The organism is Microbacterium sp. HSID17254 (assembly GCF_003989315.1).
Classification (GTDB): domain Bacteria; phylum Actinomycetota; class Actinomycetes; order Actinomycetales; family Microbacteriaceae; genus Microbacterium.
Genome location: NZ_RBLT01000003.1, coordinates 140,860 through 165,408, shown reverse-complemented (window position 1 = coordinate 165,408; position 24,549 = coordinate 140,860). Strand labels below are relative to the sequence as shown.

At 70.6% G+C, this 24,549-nt stretch carries 29 protein-coding genes and 4 tRNA genes; 12 read left to right on the top strand and 21 right to left on the bottom strand.

The window, feature by feature from the left end; translation table 11 throughout:
• Positions 1–13: 13 nt before the first annotated feature.
• From ruvB to pdxS, 6 genes are all read right to left on the bottom strand, one after another.
• Positions 14–1,039 (bottom strand): Holliday junction branch migration DNA helicase RuvB, encoded by a 1,026-nt coding sequence (gene ruvB / locus D8M34_RS03325; protein ID WP_025103525.1) that lies wholly within the window; start codon positions 1,037–1,039, stop codon positions 14–16.
• Positions 1,032–1,652 (bottom strand): Holliday junction branch migration protein RuvA, encoded by a 621-nt coding sequence (ruvA, locus tag D8M34_RS03320; RefSeq protein WP_126893149.1) that lies wholly within the window; start codon positions 1,650–1,652, stop codon positions 1,032–1,034. The genes ruvB and ruvA overlap by 8 nt, the downstream gene beginning before the upstream one ends.
• 9 nt (positions 1,653–1,661) lie before the next feature.
• A complete protein-coding gene (ruvC, locus tag D8M34_RS03315; RefSeq protein WP_126893148.1) occupies positions 1,662–2,246 on the bottom strand; it encodes a crossover junction endodeoxyribonuclease RuvC in 585 nt (194 codons plus the stop codon).
• A gap of 45 nt (positions 2,247–2,291) precedes the next feature.
• Positions 2,292–3,053 carry a YebC/PmpR family DNA-binding transcriptional regulator gene (locus tag D8M34_RS03310; protein WP_126893147.1) on the bottom strand — a complete coding sequence of 254 codons (762 nt, stop codon included), beginning with the start codon at positions 3,051–3,053 and terminating at the stop codon, positions 2,292–2,294.
• A gap of 170 nt (positions 3,054–3,223) precedes the next feature.
• Complete coding sequence (gene pdxT / locus D8M34_RS03305) at positions 3,224–3,814, bottom strand: pyridoxal 5'-phosphate synthase glutaminase subunit PdxT (protein ID WP_126893146.1); 591 nt, start codon at positions 3,812–3,814, stop codon at positions 3,224–3,226.
• Positions 3,804–4,697 (bottom strand): pyridoxal 5'-phosphate synthase lyase subunit PdxS, encoded by an 894-nt coding sequence (gene pdxS / locus D8M34_RS03300; RefSeq protein WP_025103530.1) that lies wholly within the window; start codon positions 4,695–4,697, stop codon positions 3,804–3,806. Before pdxS ends, pdxT begins: the two co-directional genes overlap by 11 nt.
• Positions 4,698–4,786: 89 nt before the next feature.
• Between pdxS and D8M34_RS03295 the strand changes: the two genes are divergently transcribed.
• Positions 4,787–6,094 carry an aminotransferase class I/II-fold pyridoxal phosphate-dependent enzyme gene (locus D8M34_RS03295; RefSeq protein ID WP_025103531.1) on the top strand — a complete coding sequence of 436 codons (1,308 nt, stop codon included), beginning with the start codon at positions 4,787–4,789 and terminating at the stop codon, positions 6,092–6,094.
• Between the two features lie 46 nt (positions 6,095–6,140).
• Positions 6,141–6,992 carry a pyridoxal kinase PdxY gene (pdxY, locus tag D8M34_RS03290; protein ID WP_062634460.1) on the top strand — a complete coding sequence of 284 codons (852 nt, stop codon included), beginning with the start codon at positions 6,141–6,143 and terminating at the stop codon, positions 6,990–6,992.
• A gap of 161 nt (positions 6,993–7,153) precedes the next feature.
• Here pdxY and D8M34_RS03285 read toward each other — a convergent pair whose 3' ends face one another.
• The 3 genes from D8M34_RS03285 to D8M34_RS03275 form a co-directional block, all read right to left on the bottom strand.
• Positions 7,154–7,708, bottom strand: coding sequence for an HIT family protein (locus D8M34_RS03285; RefSeq protein ID WP_025103533.1), 555 nt, complete (start codon positions 7,706–7,708; stop codon positions 7,154–7,156).
• Entirely contained in the window at positions 7,705–9,657 is a 1,953-nt protein-coding gene (gene thrS / locus D8M34_RS03280; protein ID WP_238695587.1) for a threonine--tRNA ligase, read from the bottom strand. The genes D8M34_RS03285 and thrS overlap by 4 nt, the downstream gene beginning before the upstream one ends.
• A 121-nt stretch (positions 9,658–9,778) precedes the next feature.
• Entirely contained in the window at positions 9,779–10,138 is a 360-nt protein-coding gene (locus tag D8M34_RS03275) for a YnfA family protein (RefSeq protein ID WP_062634455.1), read from the bottom strand.
• A 50-nt stretch (positions 10,139–10,188) separates the two neighbouring features.
• On the opposite strand from D8M34_RS03275, the gene D8M34_RS03270 reads away from it, so the two are divergent.
• The 6 genes from D8M34_RS03270 (at position 10,189) to D8M34_RS03245 (ending at position 15,070) form a co-directional block, all read left to right on the top strand.
• Entirely contained in the window at positions 10,189–10,566 is a 378-nt protein-coding gene (locus D8M34_RS03270; RefSeq protein WP_126893144.1) for a DoxX family protein, read from the top strand.
• Positions 10,563–11,912, top strand: a complete 1,350-nt coding sequence (locus D8M34_RS03265; protein ID WP_126893143.1) for a cryptochrome/photolyase family protein — start codon at positions 10,563–10,565, stop codon at positions 11,910–11,912. Before D8M34_RS03270 ends, D8M34_RS03265 begins: the two co-directional genes overlap by 4 nt.
• A 50-nt stretch (positions 11,913–11,962) precedes the next feature.
• Positions 11,963–12,568, top strand: a complete 606-nt coding sequence (locus tag D8M34_RS03260) for a hypothetical protein (RefSeq protein ID WP_126893142.1) — start codon at positions 11,963–11,965, stop codon at positions 12,566–12,568.
• Positions 12,569–12,681: 113 nt separating this feature from the next.
• Positions 12,682–13,302, top strand: a complete 621-nt coding sequence (locus tag D8M34_RS03255; RefSeq protein ID WP_164498157.1) for a copper resistance CopC family protein — start codon at positions 12,682–12,684, stop codon at positions 13,300–13,302.
• 11 nt (positions 13,303–13,313) lie between these two features.
• Entirely contained in the window at positions 13,314–13,844 is a 531-nt protein-coding gene (locus D8M34_RS03250; RefSeq protein WP_126893141.1) for a copper chaperone PCu(A)C, read from the top strand.
• Positions 13,844–15,070, top strand: coding sequence for a Dyp-type peroxidase (locus tag D8M34_RS03245; RefSeq protein WP_126893140.1), 1,227 nt, complete (start codon positions 13,844–13,846; stop codon positions 15,068–15,070). The genes D8M34_RS03250 and D8M34_RS03245 overlap by 1 nt, the downstream gene beginning before the upstream one ends.
• Positions 15,071–15,079: 9 nt before the next feature.
• On the opposite strand, the gene D8M34_RS03240 is transcribed toward D8M34_RS03245, so the two are convergent.
• Together D8M34_RS03240 and D8M34_RS03235 are read right to left on the bottom strand one after the other, a co-directional pair.
• Positions 15,080–15,832, bottom strand: a complete 753-nt coding sequence (locus D8M34_RS03240) for an MBL fold metallo-hydrolase (protein WP_126893139.1) — start codon at positions 15,830–15,832, stop codon at positions 15,080–15,082.
• Positions 15,829–16,329: a DUF6098 family protein gene (locus D8M34_RS03235; protein ID WP_238695586.1), complete on the bottom strand. Its 501-nt coding sequence runs from the start codon at positions 16,327–16,329 to the stop codon at positions 15,829–15,831. Before D8M34_RS03235 ends, D8M34_RS03240 begins: the two co-directional genes overlap by 4 nt.
• 188 nt (positions 16,330–16,517) lie before the next feature.
• Here D8M34_RS03235 and D8M34_RS03230 point away from each other — a divergent pair, with 188 nt between their 5' ends.
• The gene (locus D8M34_RS03230; protein ID WP_126893138.1) at positions 16,518–16,991 is read left to right on the top strand and encodes a DUF4383 domain-containing protein; all 474 of its coding nucleotides are present in this window, start codon (positions 16,518–16,520) and stop codon (positions 16,989–16,991) included.
• Positions 16,992–17,060: 69 nt separating this feature from the next.
• Here D8M34_RS03230 and D8M34_RS03225 read toward each other — a convergent pair whose 3' ends face one another.
• The 5 genes from D8M34_RS03225 to D8M34_RS03205 form a co-directional block, all read right to left on the bottom strand.
• On the bottom strand, positions 17,061–17,390 hold the full coding sequence (locus D8M34_RS03225) for a DUF7882 family protein (RefSeq protein WP_126893137.1): 330 nt from the start codon (positions 17,388–17,390) through the stop codon (positions 17,061–17,063).
• Between the two features lie 172 nt (positions 17,391–17,562).
• The gene (locus D8M34_RS03220) at positions 17,563–17,883 is read right to left on the bottom strand and encodes a hypothetical protein (protein ID WP_238695585.1); all 321 of its coding nucleotides are present in this window, start codon (positions 17,881–17,883) and stop codon (positions 17,563–17,565) included.
• A 206-nt stretch (positions 17,884–18,089) separates the two neighbouring features.
• Positions 18,090–18,164, bottom strand: a tRNA-Val gene (locus tag D8M34_RS03215).
• Between the two features lie 27 nt (positions 18,165–18,191).
• Positions 18,192–18,262 (bottom strand) — tRNA-Cys (locus D8M34_RS03210).
• 52 nt (positions 18,263–18,314) lie between these two features.
• Positions 18,315–18,387 (bottom strand) — tRNA-Gly (locus D8M34_RS03205).
• 151 nt (positions 18,388–18,538) lie between these two features.
• Between D8M34_RS03205 and D8M34_RS03200 the strand changes: the two genes are divergently transcribed.
• Positions 18,539–18,611: transfer RNA gene (locus D8M34_RS03200), tRNA-Val, on the top strand.
• Between the two features lie 52 nt (positions 18,612–18,663).
• On the opposite strand, the gene D8M34_RS03195 is transcribed toward D8M34_RS03200, so the two are convergent.
• Complete coding sequence (locus D8M34_RS03195) at positions 18,664–20,328, bottom strand: alpha-amylase family protein (RefSeq protein ID WP_126893136.1); 1,665 nt, start codon at positions 20,326–20,328, stop codon at positions 18,664–18,666.
• Positions 20,325–21,290, bottom strand: a complete 966-nt coding sequence (locus D8M34_RS03190; protein WP_126893135.1) for a TIGR03885 family FMN-dependent LLM class oxidoreductase — start codon at positions 21,288–21,290, stop codon at positions 20,325–20,327. The genes D8M34_RS03195 and D8M34_RS03190 overlap by 4 nt, the downstream gene beginning before the upstream one ends.
• Positions 21,291–21,393: 103 nt before the next feature.
• On the opposite strand from D8M34_RS03190, the gene D8M34_RS03185 reads away from it, so the two are divergent.
• Both D8M34_RS03185 and D8M34_RS18745 read left to right on the top strand, forming a co-directional pair.
• Positions 21,394–21,819 (top strand): GIY-YIG nuclease family protein, encoded by a 426-nt coding sequence (locus D8M34_RS03185; protein WP_126893134.1) that lies wholly within the window; start codon positions 21,394–21,396, stop codon positions 21,817–21,819.
• A 111-nt stretch (positions 21,820–21,930) separates the two neighbouring features.
• Positions 21,931–22,104 (top strand): hypothetical protein, encoded by a 174-nt coding sequence (locus D8M34_RS18745; RefSeq protein WP_153244978.1) that lies wholly within the window; start codon positions 21,931–21,933, stop codon positions 22,102–22,104.
• A 60-nt stretch (positions 22,105–22,164) separates the two neighbouring features.
• Here the strand turns inward: D8M34_RS18745 and D8M34_RS03180 are convergent, their stop codons facing one another.
• The 3 genes from D8M34_RS03180 to D8M34_RS03170 form a co-directional block, all read right to left on the bottom strand.
• Positions 22,165–22,551 (bottom strand): SPW repeat domain-containing protein, encoded by a 387-nt coding sequence (locus D8M34_RS03180; protein ID WP_126893133.1) that lies wholly within the window; start codon positions 22,549–22,551, stop codon positions 22,165–22,167.
• An 83-nt stretch (positions 22,552–22,634) separates the two neighbouring features.
• Entirely contained in the window at positions 22,635–23,228 is a 594-nt protein-coding gene (locus D8M34_RS19410; protein ID WP_025103551.1) for a type II toxin-antitoxin system PemK/MazF family toxin, read from the bottom strand.
• A gap of 19 nt (positions 23,229–23,247) precedes the next feature.
• A complete protein-coding gene (locus D8M34_RS03170; protein WP_025103552.1) occupies positions 23,248–24,486 on the bottom strand; it encodes an ammonium transporter in 1,239 nt (412 codons plus the stop codon).
• Positions 24,487–24,549 lie beyond the last annotated feature (63 nt).

Here is a 24,549-nt window from a genome sequence, read left to right as displayed (position 1 = left end):
AAGTCTTCAGCGATTATAGGTCATCCAACTTCAGCATCCCGTCCGGGTGCGCCACGCCGAGGTGGGCATACGCCTCCGGCGTCGCGACCCGCCCGCGGGGGGTGCGACCGAGGAAGCCGATCCGCACGAGATAGGGCTCGACCACGCTCTCCACCGTCTCCGGCTCCTCTCCCACCGCCACCGCGAGGGTGCTGAGGCCGACCGGTCCGCCGCGGAAGCGCCGCACCAGGGCGTCCAGCACCGCGCGGTCCAGTCGGTCCAGGCCGATCGCGTCGACGTCGTAGAGGTCCAGCGCGGCCTGGACGCCGCGCAGGGTCGCCGCACCCCCGCCATGGACGAGCGCGTAGTCGCGGACGCGACGCAGCAGGCGGTTGGCGATGCGCGGGGTCCCGCGGGAGCGTCGCGCGATCTCGGAGAGCGAGTCCGTCGGGAGGTCGACGCCGAGCACGGAGGCGGAGCGTCCGATGACCTGCTCCAGCTCGCCCTCGTCGTAGAACTCGAGGTGACCGGTGAAGCCGAAGCGGTCGCGGAGCGGATTGGGCAGCAGTCCGGAACGCGTGGTGGCGCCGACGAGCGTGAACGGGGAGAGCTCCAGCGGGATGCTGGTCGCCCCCGCGCCCTTGCCGACCATGATGTCGATCCGGTAGTCCTCCATCGCGAGGTACAGCATCTCCTCCGCCGACCGGGCCATGCGATGGATCTCGTCGATGAAGAGCACCTCGCCGGGCACGAGGCTCGACAGCAGCGCCGCGAGGTCGCCGGCGTGCTGGATCGCGGGGCCGCTGGACATGCGCAGCGGACGATCGCTCTCGTGGGCGACGATCATCGCCAGCGTGGTCTTGCCCAGGCCGGGGGGACCGGCGAGCAGGATGTGGTCTGCGGGCCGGGACTGGATGCGGGCCGCCTCCAGGAGGAGCTGCAGCTGCCCGCGCACCTTCTGCTGTCCGACGAACTCGCCGAGGCTCGACGGGCGGAGAGCGCCCTCGATGGCGAGTTCGGACTCGTCGGTCGGCTCGGTCGGATCGAGGGCGTCAGCCACGGCCCTGGCCTCCCTGCGCCGGGCCGAGCAGCGCGAGCGTGCGCCGCAGCAGCAGGGCCACGGAGGCTCGCTCGGCATCCGTGGCGTCCGTCGCCGTCTGGGTCGCCGCCTCCGCCGCGACCTTCTCGGACCACCCGAGGCCGACCAGAGCCACCGTCACCTGGGCGACGACATCGTCCCCTCCCGAGGCGGCGGGCGCCGACGGGGCGGCCACGGCCTGGACCTTGCCGGCGAGCTGCACGACGATGAGCTTCGCGGTCTTCGGTCCGATGCCGGAGACCCGCCGGAACGGTGCATCGTCCTCTGCGGTCACGGCCTCCGCGATCTGGTCGGCGGTGAGGTGCGACAGCACCCCGAGCGCCGACTTCGGGCCGACGCCGGTGACGCTGAGCAGCAGGGTGAAGATCTCCAGCTCGCCGCGGTCGGCGAAGCCGAACAGCGAGAGCGAGTCCTCCCGCACGATGAGGCTCGTGTGCAGGAGGAGCTTCTCCCCCACCGTCGCGGTGTGGGCGACATCGGCGGGGACGGCGACCGCGAAGCCCACGCCCCCGACGTCGATGATGACCTGGTCCGGCGTCGTGTGCAGCACGGTGCCGTGCAGAGAGAAGATCATTCCGTCAGTCTAGGAGCCGGCTCGTAGATATGTTCGAGCGACACGCTCCGCGTCGGCCCAGGCACGCTGCGCGGGAGTGAGGCCACCCTCCGTCCGACTCGTCGAGGGAGCGCCGCGGCGCCAGGCGTGACACAGGGCGATCGCCAGGGCGTCTGCCGCGTCCGCGGGCTGCGGAGGCGCGTCCAGCCGCAGGATCCGGGCGATCATCGCCTGGACCTGGCGCTTGTCTGCGGACCCGTACCCGGTCACCGCGGCCTTCACCTCGCTGGGCGTATGGGTCGCCGCCGGCAGGCCGGCCTCGGCCGCGATCAGGAGGGCGACCCCGCTCGCCTGCGCCGTGCCCATCACCGTGTGCGTGTTCTGCTGGGCGAACACCCGCTCGACCGCGACGGCATCGGGCCGGTGCTCGGCGATCGCGGCGCGGATCCCCGCAGCGATGATCGCGAGCCGGTCGCCGATCTCCGCATCCGGGGCGGAGCGGATGACCCCCACGTGCACCAACGTGCCGCGGCGGGCGCGATCGACGTCGACGATGCCGACACCGCACCGGGTGAGTCCGGGGTCGATGCCGAGCACGCGCAACGAAGTGGTCACCTGACCAGGCTAGGCCGCGCGCCGCGTCGCCGGCTCGCGCCGCGCCTACGCGTCGTCGTTCTCGAGCTCTGCCTGGACCTCGGGCGACAGATCGAAGTTGCTGAAGACGTTCTGCACGTCCTCGCTGTCCTCGAGCGCATCGATGAGGCGGAACACCTTGCGGGCGGTCTCGGCGTCGATCTCGACCTTGAGGTTCGGCACGAACTCGACGTCGGCCGACTCGTACTCGATCCCGGCGTCCTGCAGCGCGGAGCGGACGGCCACGAGGTCGCTCGCCTCGGTGATGACCTCGAAGCCCTCGGCGTGCGGCTCGATCTCCTCGGCGCCGGCCTCCAGCGCCGCCATCATGACGTCGTCCTCGGTCGTGCCCTCGGAACCGAGGACTATGACGCCCTTGCGGCTGAAGTTGTACGCCACGCTGCCCGGGTCGGCGAGGGTGCCGCCGTTGCGGCTGAGCGCGGTGCGCACCTCGGCCGCGGCGCGGTTCTTGTTGTCGGTCAGACACTCGATCATGAGGGCGACGCCGTTGGGCCCGTAGCCCTCGTACATGATCGAGGTGTACTCGACGGCCTCACCGCCGATGCCGGCGCCGCGCTTGATGGCGCGATCGATGTTGTCCTTGGGGACCGAGGTCTTCTTCGCCTTGAGCACCGCGTCGAAGAGCGTCGGGTTGCCCTGCAGGTCGGCGCCGCCCAGCTTGGCCGCGACCTCGATGTTCTTGATGAGCTTGGCCCAGGACTTCGCACGGCGCGCGTCGATGACGGCCTTCTTGTGCTTGGTCGTGGCCCACTTGGAATGCCCGGACATAAGTCTCCGCTCGTCGTCTGCGCCCCGGAACGCCGCCCAGGGCGTCGTCCAGTCTATCGAACCGTGCCGCGGCACCGCTGTTGTCCCGCTCGCGCAGGCGTTCGCGCGAGTTCAGGCACCTGCGCGCGGACGCGCCTGATCTCGCGCGCGGGCCTGAACCCACGACACCGTCAGCGGCGGGAGACCCGGTCGAGGAAGCGGCGGTGGAACCGCGTCTCGTTGGTGATCTCCGGGTGGAAGCTGAGTCCGAGCAATCCGTCCTGCTCCACTCCGACCACGCGACCGTCGGGCAGGGTCGCGAGTACCGAGGCCTGCGGCCCGACCGCCTCCACGACGGGTCCGCGGATGAAGGCGGCCGTCACCGGCTCGTCGAACGCGGGCACGGTCAGCTCGGCCTCGAACGATTCGGCCTGACGCCCGAACGCGTTGCGCCGCACGACCGCATCGAGTCCGCCGAAACTCTGCTGTCCGTCGATCGCGTCGACGACCTCATCGGCCAGCAGGATCAGCCCCGCGCAGGTGCCGAGCACCGGCATCCCGTCCGCGATCGCGTCGCGGATCGGCTGCTGCAAACCGAACAGCCGGGCGAGCTTGTCGATCACGGTCGATTCGCCGCCCGGGATCACCAGTCCGTCGACCAGGGCGAGCTCCTCGGGCCGACGGACCAGCGCCACATCGGCGCCGAGCGCCTCGAGGAGCGCGGCATGCTCTCGCACGTCCCCCTGAAGCGCGAGGACGCCGACGCGCGGGCTACCAGCCACGCTCGGCGAGGCGGTGCGGCGCAGGCAGGTCGCTGACGTTGATGCCGACCATCGCCTCGCCCAGGCCGCGCGAGACCTCGGCGATCACCTTCGGGTCGTCGAAGAACGTGGTGGCCTTGACGATGGCCTTCGCCCGCTCCGCGGGGTTGCCGGACTTGAAGATGCCGGAGCCGACGAAGACGCCGTCGGCTCCGAGCTGCATCATCATCGCCGCGTCGGCCGGGGTCGCGACGCCACCGGCGACGAAGAGCACCACGGGGAGCTTCCCGGTCTCGGCGATCTCCGCGACGAGCTCGTACGGTGCCTGCAGCTCCTTCGCGGCGACGAACAGCTCATCCTTCGGCAGCGCGGTCAGCGCGGCGATCTCTCCCCGGATCTTCCGGATGTGCTTCATCGCCTCGGAGACGTCACCCGTGCCGGCCTCACCCTTGGAGCGGATCATCGCGGCGCCCTCGTTGATACGACGCAGCGCCTCCCCCAGGTTCGTGGCTCCGCAGACGAACGGCACGGTGAAGCCGAACTTGTCGATGTGGTTCACGTAGTCGGCGGGCGAGAGCACCTCGGACTCGTCGATGTAGTCGACGCCGAGCTCCTGCAGCACCTGCGCCTCGACGAAGTGCCCGATCCGCGCCTTCGCCATGACGGGGATGGACACCGCGTCGATGATGCTGTCGATCATGTCCGGGTCGCTCATCCGCGAGACCCCGCCCTGCGCACGGATGTCCGCGGGGACACGCTCCAGCGCCATCACGGCGACGGCACCGGCGTCCTCGGCGATCTTCGCCTGCTCGGCGGTGACGACGTCCATGATGACGCCCCCCTTGAGCATCTCGGCGAGACCGCGCTTCACGCGTGCGGATCCGGTGGTGGGCTGCTCGGTCATGGGGGTCTCCTGTCGGATGATCCGAAATCGGTTTTGATCTAGATCAAAGGTAGCACTGTCCGATCCACCTAGAATCTCGGAGGAGGATCATGAGCGAGCAGATCAGGGGAACCACCGCGGCGGAGATAGCGGACAGCGTGCGCGCCCTCCGGGATCGCGGCACGCTCCGTCCCGGCGAGGTCCTCCCTCCCGTGCGCGAGCTCGCGGCGACGCTCGGCGTCAACCGCAACACCGCCGTCGCCGCCTATCGCCAGCTCGCCCAAGCGGGACTCGTGCACTCGCGCGGGCGCGCGGGCACGGTCGTCGCCGGCGTCGACGTCGTGCCGCAGGAAGGCTACGCGCCGGACACCGTGCTCCGCGACATCGGCACCGGCAACCCCGACCCGGCGCGCATCCCCGACCCGTCGCAGGCGCTCGGCACGATCGGTCGTCGTCCCGTGCTCTACGGGGAGCCGGTGATCGACCGCGGTCTCGAAGCGTGGGCGCGGGAGTGGATGGGCGCCGACCTCCCCGGTCACGACTTCCGGGTCACCGTGACCAGCGGTGCGGTGGATGCCGTGGAACGTCTGCTCGCGCAGGCGCTCATGCGTGACGACGCCGTGGCGCTCGAGGACCCCTGCTTCCTCGCGAGCATCCACACCGTGCGGCTGGGCGGATACCGGGCCATCACGGTGCCGGTGGACGAGGAGGGGATGACCGTCGACGGTCTCCGCGCCGCTCTGGACGCGGGCGTCCGCGCCGTCATCTGCACCCCGCGCGCGCAGAATCCGACGGGGGTGAGCCTCTCCCCCGCCCGCGCCGAGGCGCTGCGGGGCGTGCTCGCCGACCACCCCTATGTGCTCGTCATCGAGGACGACCACTTCTCTCTGCTCTCCCAGCGTCCCTACGAATCGCTGATCGGACCCGAGCACCGGCGATTCGCCCTGGTCCGCTCGGTGTCGAAGTTCCTCGGCCCTGACATGTGTCTCGCGCTCGCGGCGACCGACCCGGAGACGGCGGAGCGCCTCGCGATGCGGCTCAGCCCCGGTACCACGTGGGTCAGTCACCTGCTGCAGCGCCTCACGCTCGCCCAGCTCACCGACCCCGACGTCCGCGAGGAGATCGCGGAGGCGGGCCGGCACTACGCCGCGCGGAACGCCGCGTTCGCGGGACGCCTGCGCGCGGAGGGGATCGACGCGCCCGACCCCGACGGCCTGAGCCTGTGGGTCGGATTCGAGAAGCCCGCGCGCACCGTCGCCGACCACCTCATGCGGCGCGGCTGGCTCGCGCGCACCGGTGACGACTTCGCGCTCGACGAGCGCGCCGAGCCCTCGCATCACCTCCGACTCACCGTGCACGACCTCTCCGAGGACGACACGGAGACCCTCATCGCCGACCTCGTCGCCGCCGGACGATGATCACCCGACGCGGGCACCGCCCCGCCCAGAATGAAAGGGACCGGGTATGAAGATCCTGTCCATCCAGTCCGCCGTCGCGTACGGTCACGTCGGCAACTCCGCCGCCGTCTTCCCGCTGCAGCGCATCGGCGTCGAGGTGCTGCCGGTCTACACCGTGACGTTCTCGAACCACACCGGCTACGGCGCCTGGCGCGGCCCGCTGATCGACCCGACCGACGTCGGCGAGGTCATCACCGGCATCGAGGAACGCGGCGTGTTCGGTTCCATCGACGCCGTGCTCAGCGGCTACCAGGGCAGCGAGGGCATCGGCGACGTCATCATCGACGCGGTCTCCCGGGTGAAGGCGGCCAACCCGAATGCGCTGTACGCGTGCGACCCGGTCATGGGCAACGCCAAGTCCGGCTGCTTCGTGGCTCCGGCCATCCCGATCCTGCTCCGCGAACGCGTGGTTCCCGTGGCCGACATCATCACGCCGAACCAGTTCGAGCTCGGCTTCCTCACCGAGACCGAACCGGACACGCTCGAGTCGACCCTCGCCTCGGTCGACCTCGCGCGGGCGATGGGGCCGCGTACGGTGCTCGTCACGAGCGTCGAGCGGCCCGACCGCGAAGAGGGCACCATCGAGATGCTCGCCGTCGACGACGCGGGCGCCTGGCTCGTGCAGACGCCGCACCTGCCGATGAAGGCCAACGGCTCCGGAGACGTGACGGCCGCGCTGTTCACCGCGCACTACGTCGCCACCGGAAGCGCGCAGACCGCTCTGGAGCGCACCGCCTCGAGCGTCTACGACCTGCTTCAGGCCACGCTCGACTCGGGCGAGCGCGAGCTGCAGCTCGTCGAGGCGCAGGAGTTCTACGCGAACCCGCGGATGCAGTTCACCGCCCGCCAGGTGCGCTGACTCCTCCCCGACGCCGAGTCCCTGAGCGGGCCCGCGCTGGGTCCCTGAGCCTGCCGAAGGGCCTGAGCCTGTCGAAGGTGGGTCCCTGAGCCTGTCGAAGGGCCGGGTCACGACGCTTCGACAGGCTCAGCGACCCAGAGGCGGCTCAGCGACGCGACGGCTCAACGATCGGCGGCGGGCCAGGCCTCCGCGACGGCCTCCCGCACCTCACCGAGGAGCTGCGGGAGCGCCTTCGTCTTGGCGATGATCGGGAAGAAGTTCGCGTCCGAGCGCCACCGCGGCACCACGTGCTGATGCAGATGCGCGTCCACGCCCGCTCCGGCCACCGCTCCCTGGTTCATCCCGAGGTTGAAGCCGTCGCAGCCCGAGACCTCGCGGAGCACGCGCATCGCGGTCTGCGTGAGCGCACCGATCTCCGCGACCTCCTCGGGCGTCGCCTGGTCGTAGGTGGCGATGTGCCGGTACGGGCACACGAGCAGGTGCCCCGAGTTGTACGGGAACAGGTTCAGCAGCACGTAGGCGGTCTCCCCACGCGCCACGATGAGCCGCTCGGCATCCGGGTACTTCGGCGCCTCGCAGAACGGGCATTCCTCGCGCAGTGGTTCCGGCCCGGCCTGGATGTACGCCATCCGATGCGGGGTCCACAGCCGCTGGAACTCGTCGGGCACCCCGACGAGACGGGAGGCGTCCTCGAGGTCCGCCTCACCGCCCGTCATGCGAGGTCACCCGCCTTCAACACCAGCGCGTGCGAGGCGATGGCGGCGCTGATACGGCGCACCGCGTCGGCCACCGGCACGCCGTTCTCCTGCGTGCCGTCGCGGAAGCGGAACGACACCGTGCCGGCGGCGCGGTCCTGCTCCCCCACGATGAGGATGACCGGGACCTTCGCCGTGGTGTGATTCCGGATCTTCTTCTGCATGCGGTCGTCGGAGTGGTCGACGTCGGCCCGCACGCCCGCCGCGCGCAGCTGCGCGATGACGTCGTCCAGGTACTCGCCGTACTGCTCGGCCACCGGCACACCCACCACCTGGCTCGGCGCGAGCCAGAGCGGGAAGTCGCCGGCGTAGTGCTCGAGGAGGATCGCGAAGAAGCGCTCGACGGAGCCGAGGAGCGCCCGGTGGATCATCACAGGCCGGTGCTTCTGCCCGTCGGGACCGGTGTACTCCAGCTCGAAGCGGTCGGGCTGGTTGAAGTCGAGCTGGATCGTCGACATCTGCCACGTGCGGCCGATGGCGTCGCGGGCCTGCACCGAGATCTTCGGGCCGTAGAAGGCGGCGCCGCCCGGGTCGGCCACGAGCTCGAGACCGGACTCGATCGCGACCTCGCGCAGCGTGTCGATCGCCGTCGACCACTGCTCGGGCTCGCCGAGGAACTTCGGGTTGCCCTCTTCGTTCGTCGAGAGCTCGAGGTAGAAGTCGTTGAGGCCGTAGTCGCGGAGCAGGTCGAGGACGAGGTTCAGGTTGGTGGTGAGCTCCTCCTTGACCTGCTCCTGGGCGACGTAGATGTGCGCGTCGTCCTGGGTCAGGCCGCGCACCCGGGTCAGCCCCGAGAGCGTTCCGCTCTTCTCGTAGCGGTAGACCGTGCCGAACTCGGCCAGACGCAGCGGCAGCTCCCGGTAGGAGCGCCCGCGCGAACGGAAGATGAGGTTGTGGAACGGGCAGTTCATCGGCTTGAGGTAGTAGTCCTGGCCCTGGCGGGTGACGTTGCCCTCGTCGTCGACGACCTCGTCGAGGTGCATCGGGGGGAACATGCCGTCCGCGTAGGTCTGCAGGTGCCCCGACGTCATGAAGAGATCCTTCTTCGTGATGTGCGGGCTGTTGACGAGGTCGTAGCCGTTGCGCAGCAGGTGCTTGCGCAGGTTCTCCTCGATCTCGTAGCGGATGATGCCGCCCTTGGGATGGAAGACCGCCAGCCCCGAGCCGATCTCGTCCGGGAAGGAGAAGAGGTCCATCTCGGCGCCGAGCTTGCGGTGGTCGCGACGCTCGGCCTCGGCGATGCGCTCCTGGTAGGCGCGCAGCTCGTCCTTCGTCGGCCATGCGGTGCCGTAGATGCGCTGGAGCTGCGGGTTCTTCTCGCTCCCCCGCCAGTATGCGGCGGCGATGCGGGTGAGGTCCCAGCCGTTGCCGATCATGCGCGTGTTGGGCAGGTGCGGACCGCGGCAGAGGTCCTTCCAGACGACCTCGCCGTCACGGGTGGTGTTGTCGTAGATCGTGAGCTCGCCCTCACCCACCTCGACGGAGGCCCCCTCGGCGATCTCGGCAGCACCCTGGGTCCCTGAGCCTGTCGAGGGGCCCTTGAGCCCGATGAGCTCGAGCTTGAACGGCTCGTCCGCGAGCTCCGCACGAGCCTCCTCGTCCGTCACGACACGACGGACGAAGCGCTGGCCCTCGCGGACGATGCGCTGCATCTCCTTGGAGATCGCCCTGATGTCCTCCGGCGTGAACGGGGTGTCGACGCCGAAGTCGTAGTAGAAGCCGTCCGTGATGGGCGGACCGATGCCGAGGTTCGCCTGCGGGTTGATCCGCTGCACCGCCTGGGCGAGGACGTGCGCGGTCGAGTGACGCAGGATGTTCAGGCCGTCGGGGCTGTCGATCGTGACGGGCTCGACGTCGTCGGTCTCGGTGACCGTCGCGGCGAGGTCCTTGAGGACGCCGCCGACGCGCATGGCGACGACGTTTCGGTCAGAGAACAGGGCGAAGCCGTCGGTCGGCTGGGCGTTTTCAGGCACTGATCACTCCATCTGGGTCTGCATCTAGGCTACTCGTCCGCTCGCGGGTCGCCGACCGTCACGCAGCGGTCTCCGACGGCGAATCCGTCGCCGTCGGCGCGAAGATGATGATCGCCGCCCCGGCCAGCGCCACCACGGAGCCGATGACGTCCCACGAGGTGGGGCGGAATCCGTCGACGATGACGCCCCAGGCGAGGGAGCCGGCGATGAAGATCCCGCCGTACGCGGCCAGGACGCGACCGAAGTTCGCATCCGGCTGGAGAGCCGCGATGAATCCGTAGGCACCGAGCGCCATGACCCCGAGGACCGCGAACAACCAGCCTCTCTCCTCCTTCACCGCCTGCCAGATGAGCCAGGCGCCGCCGATCTCGGCGATGGCGGCGAGGAGGAAGAGGACGGTGATGCGCAGCACGGTCATCGCCTCAGTGTGGCAGGCACGGCGTCCGACGGGGACGGTAGCGTGGGCGCATGACACGGACGATCGCCCGCTGGCTCCTCGCTCTCGCCCTCGGCGCGATGGGCGTGCTGCACTTCACGCAGACACGCGGGTTCCGGGTCGTCGTGCCGGACTGGGCGACGCGCCTCACCCGGATGGACAAGGACGCGATCGTCCTGGCGTCCGGTGCGGCCGAGGTCGCGCTCGCGGCGGGGCTGGTGGCGCTGCCCCGCGAGCGCCGACGGGTGGGAGTGGCGACGGCGGGTTTCTTCGCCGCGGTCTTCCCCGGCAACTGGCATCAGTGGCGCACCGGGCGATCGACGCCGGGGCTCGACACGGACCGGCGTCGGTTCGGCCGCCTGTTCCTGCAGCCGCTGCTGGTCGCCTGGGCGCTGTGGGCGACCCGATGACGTCGCCCTCGATCGTCTGGTTCCGCGACGATCTCCGCCTGGCCGACAACCCCGCGCTGCGCGCCGCCGTCGAGCGCGACGAACCGATCATCGCCCTCTTCGTCCTCGACGAGGAGTCCCCCGGCGTCCGTCCGCTGGGCGGCGCGGCGCGCTGGTGGCTGCACCATTCGCTGGCCTCGCTCGCCGAGCGGCTGCAGGAGAAGGGGGCGACGCTGGTGCTACGGCACGGGCCCGCCGACCGGATCGTCCGGGAGCTGGTCGCCGAGTCGGGCGCCGGAGCGGTCTTCTGGAACCGCCGCTACGGGGCGGCCGGGCGCGAGATCGACGCGGGGCTGAAGGCGACGCTGCGCGACGACGGCCTCCAGGTCGCGTCTTTCGCGGGGTCGCTCCTGCACGAGCCGTGGACGGTCACCACCGGGAGCGGCACGCACTATTCCGTCTTCACGCCGTTCTGGCGGGCCTGTCTGGCCCTTCCGGCCCCGCGCGCCCCGCTCCCCGAGCCCCGCGAGCTTCGCCGCGCCGGCCGGCGGCTCCGCTCCGATCCGCTCGACGACTGGGGCCTGCTGCCGACCGCCCCGGACTGGGCGGGCGGACTCCGCGAGACGTGGGAGCCCGGCGAGCCCGCCGCACGCCGCCGGCTGCGGCACTTCCTCGCCGAAGACCTCCGCACGTACGATCGCGCTCGCGACGCCCCGGCCGCCGGTGCCACCTCACGGCTGTCTCCGCGACTGCGCTGGGGCGAGCTCAGCCCCTTCACCGTGTGGCACGAGGCGATCGACGTCGACGGGGCCGGCGGATTCCTCTCGGAGATCGGCTGGCGCGAGTTCGCCTGGCACACGCTGTTCCACTTCCCGGATCTCGCGACGAAGAACCTGCGGCGCGAGTTCGACGCGTTCCCGTGGCCTCCCCTGGACCCCGCGCGGCTGGAACTCTGGCAGCACGGCGAGACCGGAGTCCCCCTCGTCGACGCGGGCATGCGCGAGCTCTGGCACACCGGGTACATGCACAACCGGGTGCGGATGGTCACGGCATCGTTCCTCGTCAAGAACCTCCTCATCGACTGGCGGCTCGGCGAGGAGTGGTTCTGGGACACGCTGGTGGACGCCGACGACGCGAGCAACCCCTTCAACTGGCAGTGGGTCGCGGGTTCCGGCGCGGACGCCGCCCCGTACTTCCGCGTGTTCAACCCGGAGCTGCAGGCCAAGAAGTTCGACGGCGAGGGGCAGTACGTGGGGCGCTGGGCCGCAGACGCCCCCGCCGAGCCGATCGTCGACCTCGGCGAGACCCGCAAGGCAGCGCTCGCGGCCTACGACGTCGTGAAGCGCTCCGGCGCACCGCGGAGCTGACGCCCGGCTCACGCCCGCGGCGACCGCCGCCGCATGGCAGACTGGTGCCCGTGAGCCCGTCCCGCAAGCCCGCCGTCGTGCGGGGCTTCGCGACCTCGTCGCTCGCGATCTTCGTGGCTCTCGCCGGTCACGTGAGCGGCGGCGGAGAGATGCCGGGTCCTCTGGGCATCCTGGTGCCCTGGCTGTTCGCCTTCATGGTCAGCGTGCTCCTCGCCGGGCGGACGCTCTCCCTCACCCGGCTCACCCTCTCGGTGGCCGTGAGCCAGTTCCTCTTCCACGTGCTCTTCGTGCTCGGCACGGTCAGCGCGTCCGGCGTGGCTGTCCGTCACGTGCACGGCGCTCCGCTCGTGCTCCCCGCGGCCGAGGGCACGGCCGTCGTCGCGACCGCCGACGCCTCGATGTGGCTCGGGCACATCCTCGCCGCCCTCCTCACCGTGACGGCGCTCCACCGCGGGGAGCGGCTGCTCCTCACCCTGCGCGCTCTCGCCGTCCGAATGGTCCGCTGGGTGCGTCGGCGTGCGGATGCGACGCTCGCCCCGCGCGCCGCTGCTTCTCCGTTCCGCCTCGCCGGGCTCTTCCTCGTGCCGGCGGGCCGTGGTCTTCGCCTCCTCACTCCGCTTCTCGGGCGCGCCCCGCCCTCTCTCCCCGCGCTCTGATCCGCGCCCGCGGCCTCCCGCCGTGCGGTGCGTCCTCGCGCCGTCCCCGATGACGCGCGCGTCCGAACGCAGGTACCCGCGTCGCTCGGCGACGTCTGAAGAGAGGCTCTTCCATGTCCCCTGTCCGCAGATTCGCGGTCGGGGCGGTGCTGGCGGCTGTCGCGATCCTCGCGACGGCGGCGCCGGCGACCGCCCATGACCAACTCATCGAGAGCAGCCCCGCCGACGGGGAACGGCTCGACACCGCGCCCGTCAGCGTCACGATGACGTTCTCGGGCGAGCTCCTCGTCCTCGACGAGTCGACCGCCGGGGCCGTCGTCCTCGTCGTCGACGCGGAGGGCGAGGACTGGGCGACGGGCGAGGTGGAGGTGCGCGGACGGAACGTCACCGCTGCCCTCCTGCCCGACATGCCGGACGGCGGGTACCAGGTGCGCTGGCAGGTCGTCTCCGAGGACGGGCACCCGATCGCGGGGGTCATCCCCTTCGCCGTCGGAGACGCCGTTCCGCTGGAGTCGACAGGGAACCCGGAGCCGACCGCGTCCGCCACGGGCGGATCGTCGACCGCATCGGATCAGAACGCAGACGAGACGGGCGGCCCGGTCCGGGTCATGCTCGTCGGCGGGGCGGGCGCGGCACTCGCCGTCGCCGCCTTCGCCGTCCTCCTCATCCTCCGCCGCCGTCGCGCGGCCGCCGTGCCGCCGGAATCCGGCGACGACACGGCAGAGAACTCCTGAAAGGCATCATCGTGAACACTCGCACTTCCCTCCCCCGCCTCGGCGCGGCGATCGTCCTCGCGCTCGTCGCGCTCACCGGGTGCACCGCGCCCACGGCAGAGACGCCGACCAGTGCCCCCGCCGGTGACGATCTCCGGATCGACGACGCCTGGGTCAAGGCCGCCGACGACGGCATGTCCGCGGCTTTCGGCGTGCTCGTCAACGAGGGCGAGGAGGACGTGACGGTGACATCGGTCGCCTCCGCCGCCTCGCCGATGATCGAGCTGCACGAGACCGTGGAGAACGAGGCCGGGGAGATGGTCATGCGGGAGATCGCCGGGGGCTTCGTCGTCCCCGCCGGCGGCAGCCTCGCCCTCGAGCCCGGGGGGAATCACATCATGATGATGGACCTCTCCGAGCCTCTGGAAGCCGGTGACGAGGTCGCTTTCACCGTCACCCTGTCGGACGACTCCACGTTCGAGTTCGCCGCGCCGGTGAAGGACTACTCCGGCGCGAACGAGAACTACGACGGCGCCGACGACCACGAGGGCATGGACCACTGATGTCCGCGCGCGTCTCGGGCGCGCGCACCGGCCGCACCGGCTCGACCCGGCGGCAGTTCCTCCTCGGAGGGGCTGTCGCCGGTGTCGGCGCCGCCGTCGCGGTCGGGGCCGACCTCGCCCTCACGCGAGCGGACACGGAGGCTCCCGCGGCCCCCGCTCCGCTCAACGGCTCCCTCACCGTCCCGTTCCACGGTGTCCATCAGGCCGGGATCGACACCCCTGCCCAGGCGCACGGCTCGTTCGTGGCGCTCGACCTCCGGCCGGAGGTCGACCGCGACGGACTCCGCCGGCTCCTGCGTATCCTCACGGACGACGCGGCGCGGCTCACCCAGGGACGATCGGCGCTCGCGGACTCGGAGCCGGAGCTCGCACTCGCCCCGGCCCGGTTGACCGTCACGTTCGGCTTCGGCCCGACTCTCGTGGCACGGGCCGGCGGCAGCAGTCCGTCCTGGCTCGCTCCGCTGCCCGCCTTCCGCGTGGACCGCCTGCAGCCGGAGTTCTCGGATGGGGACCTGCTCCTCCAGCTCGCCGCCGACGACCCTCTGACCGTCGCGCACGCGCAGCGCATGCTCCTGAAGGACGCGCGCGGCTTCGCGACCGTGCGATGGATCCAGCAGGGCTTCCGCCGGGCCCACGGCACCGAGCGCCCGGGCACGACCATGCGCAATCTCTTCGGCCAGGTCGACGGCACGAGCAATCCGCAGCCGGGGACCGACGACTTCGACCGGGTGGTCTGGAGTGGGGACGGCTGGCTGGCCGGCGGCACGGGCATGGTCCTGCGCCGCATCCGCATGGACCTCGACACCTGGGACCGCCTGGATCGCGGAGGCCGCGAGGCCTCGGTGGGGCGGACGCTCCGCGACGGTGCGCCGCTCACGGGGACGTCGGAGTTCGACGAGCCGGACTTCGACGCGACGACGGCCATCGGGTTCCCGGTCATCCCGGCGTTCGCGCACATCCGGCGCGCTCGCGGGGACGGGACGGAGCGCATCTTCCGCCGGGCGTACAACTACGACGAGCGCCCGGCCGGAGACGGCGTCTCCGAATCCGGGCTGCTCTTCGCCGCGTTCCAGGCCGACGTCGCGCGGCAGTTCGTCCCCATGCAGCAACGGCTCGACGAGCTCGACCTGCTCAACGAGTGGACGGTCCCGATCGGATCCGCCGTGTTCGCGATGCCCCCGGGGTGCGCGGAGGGCGGCTACATCGGAGAGACGCTGCTCGACTGAGGTGCGGGGTCAGTGGGGTCCGCGTCGCCGGGCGGCGGCGACCGCGGGCCCCACGCCGTCCAGCACGGGTTCTCCGTGGCACGTCAGGACGACTCGCGCGCTCGTCCGTGCCAGGGTGTCCAGCGACTCCATCGCCTCCGTGGTGTCGGCCGTGGCCGCCCTGGCGACGATCTGAGGCCCCGTCTCGCCGGTGTACGGGTCGAGCGTCACGAGGGCGTCGCCGGCGATGAGCACCCCGGACTCCTCGAACAGGTATGCGCAGTGCCCTTCCGTGTGCCCGGGAGTCCACAGCGCGATCGGGGTCCCAGGGGCGTCGATCGGATGCTCGTGCCTCACGCGCGGCTGCGCCTCGACGCCGCGGACGTTCAGGGCTCCGGCGAGTGCCATCCGGGTGATCGTCGGGATCCCCCGCGGATGGGTGAGCACGTAGGGGACGCGCGGTGAGGCCGGACGGTAGCTGTACGGGTGACGGGCCAGCTGTGCGTCGCGAGGGTGGACGAACACGGAGACCCCCTCCTCGTGCAGCCGGCACGCGACACCGACGTGGTCGAAGTGCCCGTGCGTCAGGACGACCGCATCGATGTCTGTCTCTTTCGCCCCGAGGTGACCGAGCAGGTCGCGCAGCACGCCTCTGCTGCGCGGCAGTCCCGCATCGAACAGCGTCAGCCCGTCCGCGGTCTGCACGAGGTAGCAGTTGACGTCCGCCACGCTGATGCTGAAGAAGCCGGGAACGACCTCCGTCCACTGCCGCCCTCTGCTCATCCCCGGTCCTCCTCGTCGTCGGCGGGTCCGCGCCCGGCATCGAAGTTGCGCTCGTACCGCTCCCTGGCCTCGAGCAGCACGTGTGCGCCGATCACGGCGATCGGCTCCACATCCGTCAGCAGCGGCTCGCAGTCCGGGCCGCGGCCGCAGTGCTCGCCCCGGAGGACCCAGGCGATGCGCTGCGGATCCTGCTCGGCGAGGTGCCGGTACTGGCAGAGTTGGCGCGCCAGCCAGTCCTCCAGGGGACGTGTCCACCACCGCTCGGCGTCGAGAGGATTGACGGAGAGCCCGGGGAGCTCCAGTCCGCTCTCGGTGTCGACGCTGGAGCGGCGGGCGTCCGCGTCCGGTCCCTCGGAGTAGCGGACGTGCAGACCGGGGCATGCGCGGACGACCGCGGCCAGCTGCGCCAGGTGGTCGATGCGTCGCAACCCGATCGCGGCGTCGCGATCGGGAGCCGGGACGGGCCCGCAGGTGCGGTCGAGAGCAGCATCGGTCATGGCCCGAGCGTAAGAAGCGGCCGTGACGACGCCGAGGGGGATTGACAATCCGGGCTTGGAGCTCATCATCGCCGGAGCGGCCGCGGACGCGCGAGAAGTTACCGCGCCGCTTCCGCCGCGTCAATGCCCTCTCAGCCCGCGCCCCGGGGTTCTACCTTCGGGCAACCGCACCCACCTTGGAGGGGATCATGAGCGACACCACCCGCACCACCCGCTACGCCGAGACACCGATCCAGAAGACGGCGCTGACCGTCGGCATCGTCTTCCTCATCGTCGGCATCGCCGGCTTCATCCCGGGCCTGACCCACTCGGCCGAACACCTGCACGGTGCCGGAGCAGCATCGGAGGCCCTGCTCCTCGGCCTCTTCCAGGTCTCGGTCCTGCACAACGTCGTGCACCTGCTGTTCGCCGTCGCGGGCATCGCGCTCGCCGCCTCGCCGCGCGCCTCCCGCCTCTACCTCATCATCGGCGGGCTCGCGTACCTCGTCGTCTGGCTGTACGGCCTCATCGCGGTCGGCAACGAGCAGCTGAACTTCCTGCCGGTGAACAACGCCGACAACTGGCTCCACCTCGGTCTCGCGATCGGCATGGTGCTGCTGGGCATCTTCGTCAGTCGAGAGCCGCGCGTCCCGCGGAACGGCGCAGGCACCGCGCGCGTCTGACCCCCGCACCCCCAGACGGGACGCCTCCTCCTCGCCTCGCGGAGGGGGCGTCCCGTCTGTCGTCGCGCCCTACGCCGCGTCGAGGGTGCCGGTGACCGCGCTGCCTGCCGGCTCCGGCACGAGATACAGGCCGCTCGGCGAGTTTGCCGTGTATGCCAGCGCGTCAACCCAGGCCCGGTTGACCTCCGGCTGGCGGCTGCCCACGTACTTGAACACCATGGAGCTCCCGGCATGGATCCAGACGGTGATCCGTCCGCCCCCGATGCTGGCGTCCTCCTTCCAGGTGTACGGGAAGGGCTCGCCCCGCCGGAGCTTCGCGGTCATCACGAGCTGCAGATGTCGCAGTGCGCGATCCTCGACCTCGATCTTGGCGCTTCCTTCGTAGATGAATCTGCCCATGTCCGCCCTCCTGAGATGATCGCCACGGAATCTCGTCCCACGGAGGTGCGATCGTCGATCGCCGGTGGTGATGTCCGTCCACCCTGTCAGCGGCACCGCCTCGGGCAGACCGAAGACACCGATGTGCGGACGGGAAACGAACAGATCGTGCGAGCGGTGTCCACTCTCGCGGTCACCCCTCCGCCGGCTGCACCGCGTTCCCCCAGACCCAGCAGCGATACGTGCGCTCGCCGGCACGGAACTCGATGCCCGCCGCGAGCGGAGTGGAGCGGACGACCTTGGCCTCCACGCGGATCGCCTCCGGGCCGAATCGCACCCACGCCCGCACCCGCCGCTGGAGCGCGTGCGGATAGACGGTGATGGCGGACTCGCGCAAGGCGAGTTCGCGATCGGACAGGGACTGCAGGGGGCCGCGGCGTGCGGCGGCCTCGATGGCCTGATGCTGCGACCGCATGTCGTTGTACGCGGAGAGCGCGCGACCCGAGTTCCCCACACCGGCTCCTTCCTCCGGCCTCCTCCAGGATACCGATATTCGAACACATCTTCGAACTCGATTCCCGCGGCACCGACACGCAGATCAGCACCGATGTCGCAGAGCTCTGCCGTGAGGCTGCGACCTCGCGCGGATCTGCGACCCCACGCGGGGGAAGGATGACCCGCGGCCAAGAAAAAACCCCCGGCAGAACCGGGGGTTTCAGGTGGTGCGCGATACTGGGATCGAACCAGTGACCTCTTCCGTGTCAGGGAAGCGCGCTACCGCTGCGCCAATCGCGCCCGTTGGGGCTATTCAGTTTTCCCGTGAGGTGGCGACGGGATTCGAACCCGTGTAAACGGCTTTGCAGGCCGGTGCCTAGCCGCTCGGCCACGCCACCGTGTGGATTGACCCCACGTGCCGCCGATCTTCGAGAAGATCTACTGCACTCGAGCGGATGACGAGACTCGAACTCGCGACCCCAACCTTGGCAAGGTTGTGCGCTACCAACTGCGCTACATCCGCATTTCGTTCCCGGTTGTCCCGGGCACTTATGAAACATTAGCCGATGATCCGCGCTCCGCCAAACCCGTGGCGAATCTCGCGCGTGTCTCCCCGACTGGTCATCGAGGCGCTCGCGGGTCGGGTAGTATCGGTTGACGTACCCCGCGGGTATGGGCGATTGGCGCAGTTGGTAGCGCGCTTCCTTCACACGGAAGAGGTCATCGGTTCGAGTCCGGTATCGCCCACAGAATCCCTCCGAAGGCCCCGATCATCCGGGGCCTTCGGTGTTTCCACCGGTCACAGGACCCTGCCGTCCCCCGGTCGCGAGACCCGCAGCCACCGATAGCCGTACGCGGGAAGCTCCAGCTCCACCCCGCCGTCGTCGTCGAGGGGCACGCGCCGCGCGTCGAGGAGGTCGACCAGGGTCGTGCCCGCGGGCTCCTCCCCCAGTCGGAACCGCGTCGTCGCCGGCCGTTCCGCGAAGTTGTGGACGGCGATCGTGCGCCCGACATCCGCCTCCAGGGAGTGCACCAGCAGGGCGTCCTGCGGCTGGTCGATGACGCGGAACATCCCCCACCCGAGCTCGGGCGACACCCGGTAGCGCGCGGTCAGGTCGCGGATGAAGTGCAGCAACGATCCCCGGTCCTCGAGCTGCGCGGCGGCGTTCACGTGCGTGGGCGCGTACCCGTCCGTCGGCACCGGCGCGACCAGCCGGGAGGGGCGCGCGTCGGAGAAGCCGCCGTTGCGATCCGCCGACCACTGCATCGGGGTGCGCACGGCCTGCCGCCCCTCGATGGCGATGTTCTCGCCCATCCCGATCTCCTCGCCGTAGAACAGCACCGGGGTTCCGGGGAGGGTGAAGAGCAGGCTGTAGGCCATCCGGATCCTCCGGGGATCGCCTTCCAGCATCGGCGGGAGGCGCCGGGTGACCCCGCGCCCGAACACCCGCTGCCGCTCGTCCGGAGCGAAGGCCTCGAAGACCTCCTCGCGCTCGGCGTCGCTCAGCTTGTCGAGGGTGAGCTCGTCGTGGTTCCGGAGGAAGTTCGCCCATTGCACCTCGGGCCCGAGGACCGGGCGGGCCGTGAGCGCCTCAACGAGTGGCGCGGGATCGCGGCGGGCGAGCGACAGATAGAGCGCCTGCATCGCCACGAAGTCGAACTGCATGGTCAGCTCATCGCCGTGCGCACCCCCGAAGTACGCCCGCTGCTCCTCGTACGGCAGGTTGACCTCGCCCAGCAGGATCGCCTCACTGGACCGCCGCTGCAGGAAGCGCCGCATGTCGCGCAGCAGCTCGTGCGGGTCGGGGAGGTCGGACGTCTTCGGGACCTCGAGGAGGAACGGCACCGCATCGACCCGGAACCCCGAGATGCCGAGCTGCAGCCAGAACCCGATCACCTTCGCGATCTCATCTCGGACCACGGGGTTGGCGATGTTGAGGTCGGGCTGGTGCTCGTAGAAGCTGTGCTGGTACCACTGCCCCGACTTGTCGTCCTTCGTCCAGATCCCGTCGGCCTGCCCGGGGAACACCGTGTTCTTCTCGCCCTTCGGCGGTGCATCGTCCCGCCACACGTAGTAGTCGCGATAGGGCGAGTCGACGCTGCGGAGCGCCGCGCGGAACCACGGGTGACGGTCGGAGGTGTGGTTGACGACGAGGTCGACGATCACGCGGATGCCGCGGTCGCGGGCGGTGCGGATCACCTCCACGAGGTCGCCGTGGGTGCCCAGACGAGGGTCCACGCCGTAGAAGTCGCTGACGTCGTAGCCGTCGTCGAGGTCGGGCGAGGGATAGAACGGCATGAGCCACAGGCACGTCACACCGAGCTGCGACAGGTAGTCGATCCGCTGCGCGAGGCCGCGGAGGTCGCCGACGCCGTCGCCGTCCGCGTCCAGGAAGGTCTCCACGTCGAGGCAGTAGACGACGGCCGTCTTCCACCAGAGGTCGCTCGTGTCGGTGATCTTCATGTGCGCTCCCTCAGGGCGGGCAGGATCTCGGAGGCGGCCGCCTTCAGGAACCCGGTCTGCTCGCGGCCCACGTGGTGCAGGTAGATCCGGTCGAAGCCGATGCCGACGAGCTCCGCCAGTCGTCCCGCGAGGGAACGGGCGTCATGATCGACGAGGACCGCCTTGCGCAGCCCCGCTTCGTCGACCTCGCCCACCGCGGCGTCGAAGTCCTCCGGCTGCTCGATGTTCCACGCGAGCGGCGGGGTGACCACTCCCTGCCGCCACTGCTCCTTCGCGGTCGCGTACGCCTCGGCATCGTCGGCACCCCAGCTCACGTGCGTCTGCAGGATGCACGGCCCCTGTCCCCCGGCCGAGCGGTAGGCCTCGACCACCCTCCGGAGCGCGGACGGCTCCTGGGCGACGGTCGCGAGCCCGTCCGCCCACCCGGCCGCCCACTCCGCGGTCTCCGCGCTGACCGCGGTGGCGAAGAGGGGTGGCGGCTGCGCCGGCCGGGTCCAGATCCGCGCGCGGTGCACGCGCACGAGACCGTCATGGTCGACCTCCTCTCCGGCCAGCAGCCGGCGGATCACGTCCACGCTCTCGCGCAACCGCGCGTTCCGGACGTCCTTGGCGGGCCAGACGTCGCCGGTCACGTGCTCGTTCATGGCTTCCCCGCTGCCGAGCGCGGCCCAGAATCGTCCGGGGAACATCTCCTCCAGCGTCCCGAAGGCCTGAGCGACGATCGCCGGGTGGTATCGCTGTCCCGGCGCGTTGACCATGCCGATCGGGAAGCGGGTGCGGGCCAGCGCCGCGGCGATCCAGCTGAACGCGAATCCCGACTCCCCCTGCTCGGGCAGCCACGGGGCCAGGTGATCGGAGCACATCGCCCCGTCGAAGCCGGCCCACTCCGCGCTGACGACCGCGTCGAGCAAGGCGCCGGGCGGGATCTGCTCATGGGAGGCGTGGAATCCGATGAAGACCATAGGCCGAGTCTGGCAAGCGACGACGCCCCACGGCAGTGGTTGACAGAAGCGCCGGGTACTGGCAGGTACGGCCGATGTCCGAGGGCGGACGTAGGCTGCACCGGTGCCGAAACCCCGCCTTCTCCCCGGACCCTGCCCGCTCTGCGGCGGTCTCACCGGGCTGCGGACGGACGATGCCTGGCATTGCGCGCTCTGCGGCTGGCGCTATGGGGACTCCCCCGACCCCGACCTGCCGTTCCCGCGGATCGACGTCGTGTACTACCTCCGGTACGACCGCAGGGTGAAGATCGGCACGAGCAGGCAGCCACGGCGCAGACTCGCGAGCATCCGTCATGACGAGCTCCTCGCCTTCGAACGGGGCGACCGGGTGCGCGAACAGCAGCGTCACCGCGAGTTCGCCTCCGCGCGCGAAGGCGGCGAGTGGTTCACCCTGACGCCCGAGATCCGCGCTCACATCGCCCGCTTGCAGCAGGACGGCGACCCCTGGCACCAGTACGCCCGCTGGCTCAGCGCCGCTCTCCGGGGCTGAGCCGCCTATCACCACGCGCCGGATCGCACCAGGGGATCCCGTCCTTCGCGGACGGCAGGCAGACTCGCCGATGAACGGGCGCACCCGGCGCCCCGCGTGAGAGGATCGGACATGAACGGACGAGAGAACATCCCCGCCGACGACGTCAGCGCGCAGGATCCGCTCGCCGGCGACGGGAGCGGCGACCCGAACAGCGACCGCCAGTTCCTGCAGGATCTGCCTCCCGCCCAGGTCGACACCGAGCAGCAGCAGGAGCATCAGGCCGAGGCCGACGACGAGGAGTAGTCCTCGCGACGACGAGGGGCGACCGGATCGGCATCCGGTCGCCCCTCGTCGTGTCCGGCGTCAGGCAGTCGCGGCGCGTCCGCGGGTGCTCTGCGGCTGCGGCTGGGAGAACAGCACGACGACGATGACGGCGGCACCGACGACGACGTGCGGGAGCCAGACGTTCAGCGCCTCGCCCGCGAAGCCGAACAGCCACGGCGACAGGGCGAGGAAGAGGCTCGCGACGATGTCGAAGACGAGGTGCACGGGCATGGGGATCAGACCGAACGGACCCCACTCGTACTTCGTGAAGAGGCTGTAGACGATGAGGCCGACGCCGAGGACGATCGGGATGACGACGGGGGCTCCGCCCATGCCGGCGAAGCCGAAGAGCCAGGGCGCGGCGATCAGAGCGACTCCGACGACGTAGTCGAGAACTCCATGGACCTTGGTGGGGATGAAACGCATGATTCCTCCTTGGGTGCCGCCGGCGGCGACTCACAGGAAGGTTCGGAGCCCTGCCCCCATCGGATGGGAACGCGGCATCCGCCTCAGCTCTGTGCCCACCCGTATCGCCGCTGGAGCGCCGCAGCGACCCGGGCGTACCGGGTACGGTCCAGGGCCGCTGCCTCCCGGCGGAGACCACGCTCGTGGACGCTGTAGAGCTGTTCGATGTCGACCCAGGACTCGCGGCCCTGCCCGTCCCACTCCCCGCTCCCGATCGAGAGGTAGTCGCGGTCGCCGTCGTGCGGCCGGCTGGTCATCCGCACCGCGTACACCCGTTCGGAGGACTGCCGCCCGATCACCAGCACCGGTCGGTCCTTGCCTCGGCCGTCGTTCTCCTCGTACGGCACCCAGGTCCAGACGACCTCGCCCGCATCCGGGGCCCCGTCCCGCTGCGGCGCGTAGGACACGCGGACGGCCGGCATGCGCCCGGCATCGAGCCGCACGGTCTCGGTCCCGCGGGCGCGTCCCGGCTCGACGCCGGCATCCGATGCCGACCGCCGCTCGCGCTCCTCGGCCGTCCGCAGACGCGCGTCCGGGCGCCGCGGACCGGGAGAGGTCCGCGACGCCCGGGGGGAGCCCACTGCTCGGCGCAGGAGATCCGCGAGTGTCTTCAGGATGCCGTTGCTGGTCGTGCCCACACGGTCACCCTAACCGTCGTCACGCGTTCGCGAGAGCGTAGCCCTCCTCGCCGTGGACGACCTGGTCGACACCGGCGATCTCGTCCTCGTTCGTGATGCGGAACCCGATCGTCTTCTGGATCACGAAGCCGATCACCCAGGCGACCACGAAGGAGTAGATCAGCACGCCGGCGGCGGCGATCACCTGGACGGCGAGCTGGCGGGCGTCGCCGCCGACGAACAGGCCGGTGCCGGTCGCGAAGAAGCCGAGGTACACGGTGCCGATGAGACCGCCGACGAGGTGGATGCCGACCACGTCGAGCGAGTCGTCGAAGCCGAGGCGGAACTTCAGCTCCACTGCGAGGGCGCAGACGATGCCGGCGACCGCGCCGAGCAGGAGGGACCACCCGGGAGTGAGGTTGGCGCACGCCGGGGTGATCGCCACGAGACCCGCCACCGCACCGGAGGCGGCTCCGACGGAGGTGGGCTTGCCGTCCTTGATGCGCTCGATGAGGATCCAGCCGAGGATCGCCGCCGCCGTCGCGCCGAGCGTGTTCAGGCCGATGAGGCCGACGCCGCCCATGTCCTCGGCGAGCCACTCCGCACCGGCGTTGAAGCCGAACCAGCCGAACCACAGCAGGGCGGCGCCCAGCAGCGTCAGCGGCACGTTGTGCGGCTTGAGGATGCCCTTCTGGAAGCCGATGCGCTTGCCGAGCACCAGGGCGAGGGCCAGCGCCGCGGCGCCCGCGTTGATGTGCACCGCGGTGCCGCCGGCGTAGTCGATCACGCCGATGCCGCTGTCCTCGCCGAACAGGGTGGTGCCGAGGTTCATGATCCAGCCACCGCCCCAGACCCAGGCGGCGACCGGGAAGTAGCCGACCGTGGCGAAGACGCCCGCGAAGATCAGCCAGCTGCCGAACTTCGCCCGATCGGCGATCGCCCCGGAGATGAGGGCGACGGTGATGATCGCGAAGGTGGCGCCGTACGCGACGCTGAGGAGGGCGACGTTCGACCCCTCACCCGAGGCGAGGCTGGACAGGCCGATGTCCGCGAACGGGTTGCCCGCGAAGGCCGTCGGGCTGTCCACGGCGCTCATCGAGAAGCCGAAGAGAATCCACAGCACGGCGACGAGTCCGATCGAGCCGAAGCTCATCATCATCATGCTGACGACGCTCTTCGCCTTGACGAGACCGCCGTAGAAGAACGCGACGCCGGGCGTCATGAGCAGCACCAGTGCCGTCGCGGTGATCGCCCACGAGATGTTGCCGGGAGCATCCATAGGAAAACCTCACATCCGAAGTAGTTGAGAGCTTCAGTGTGACCACGGGCGATTTCGCCCATG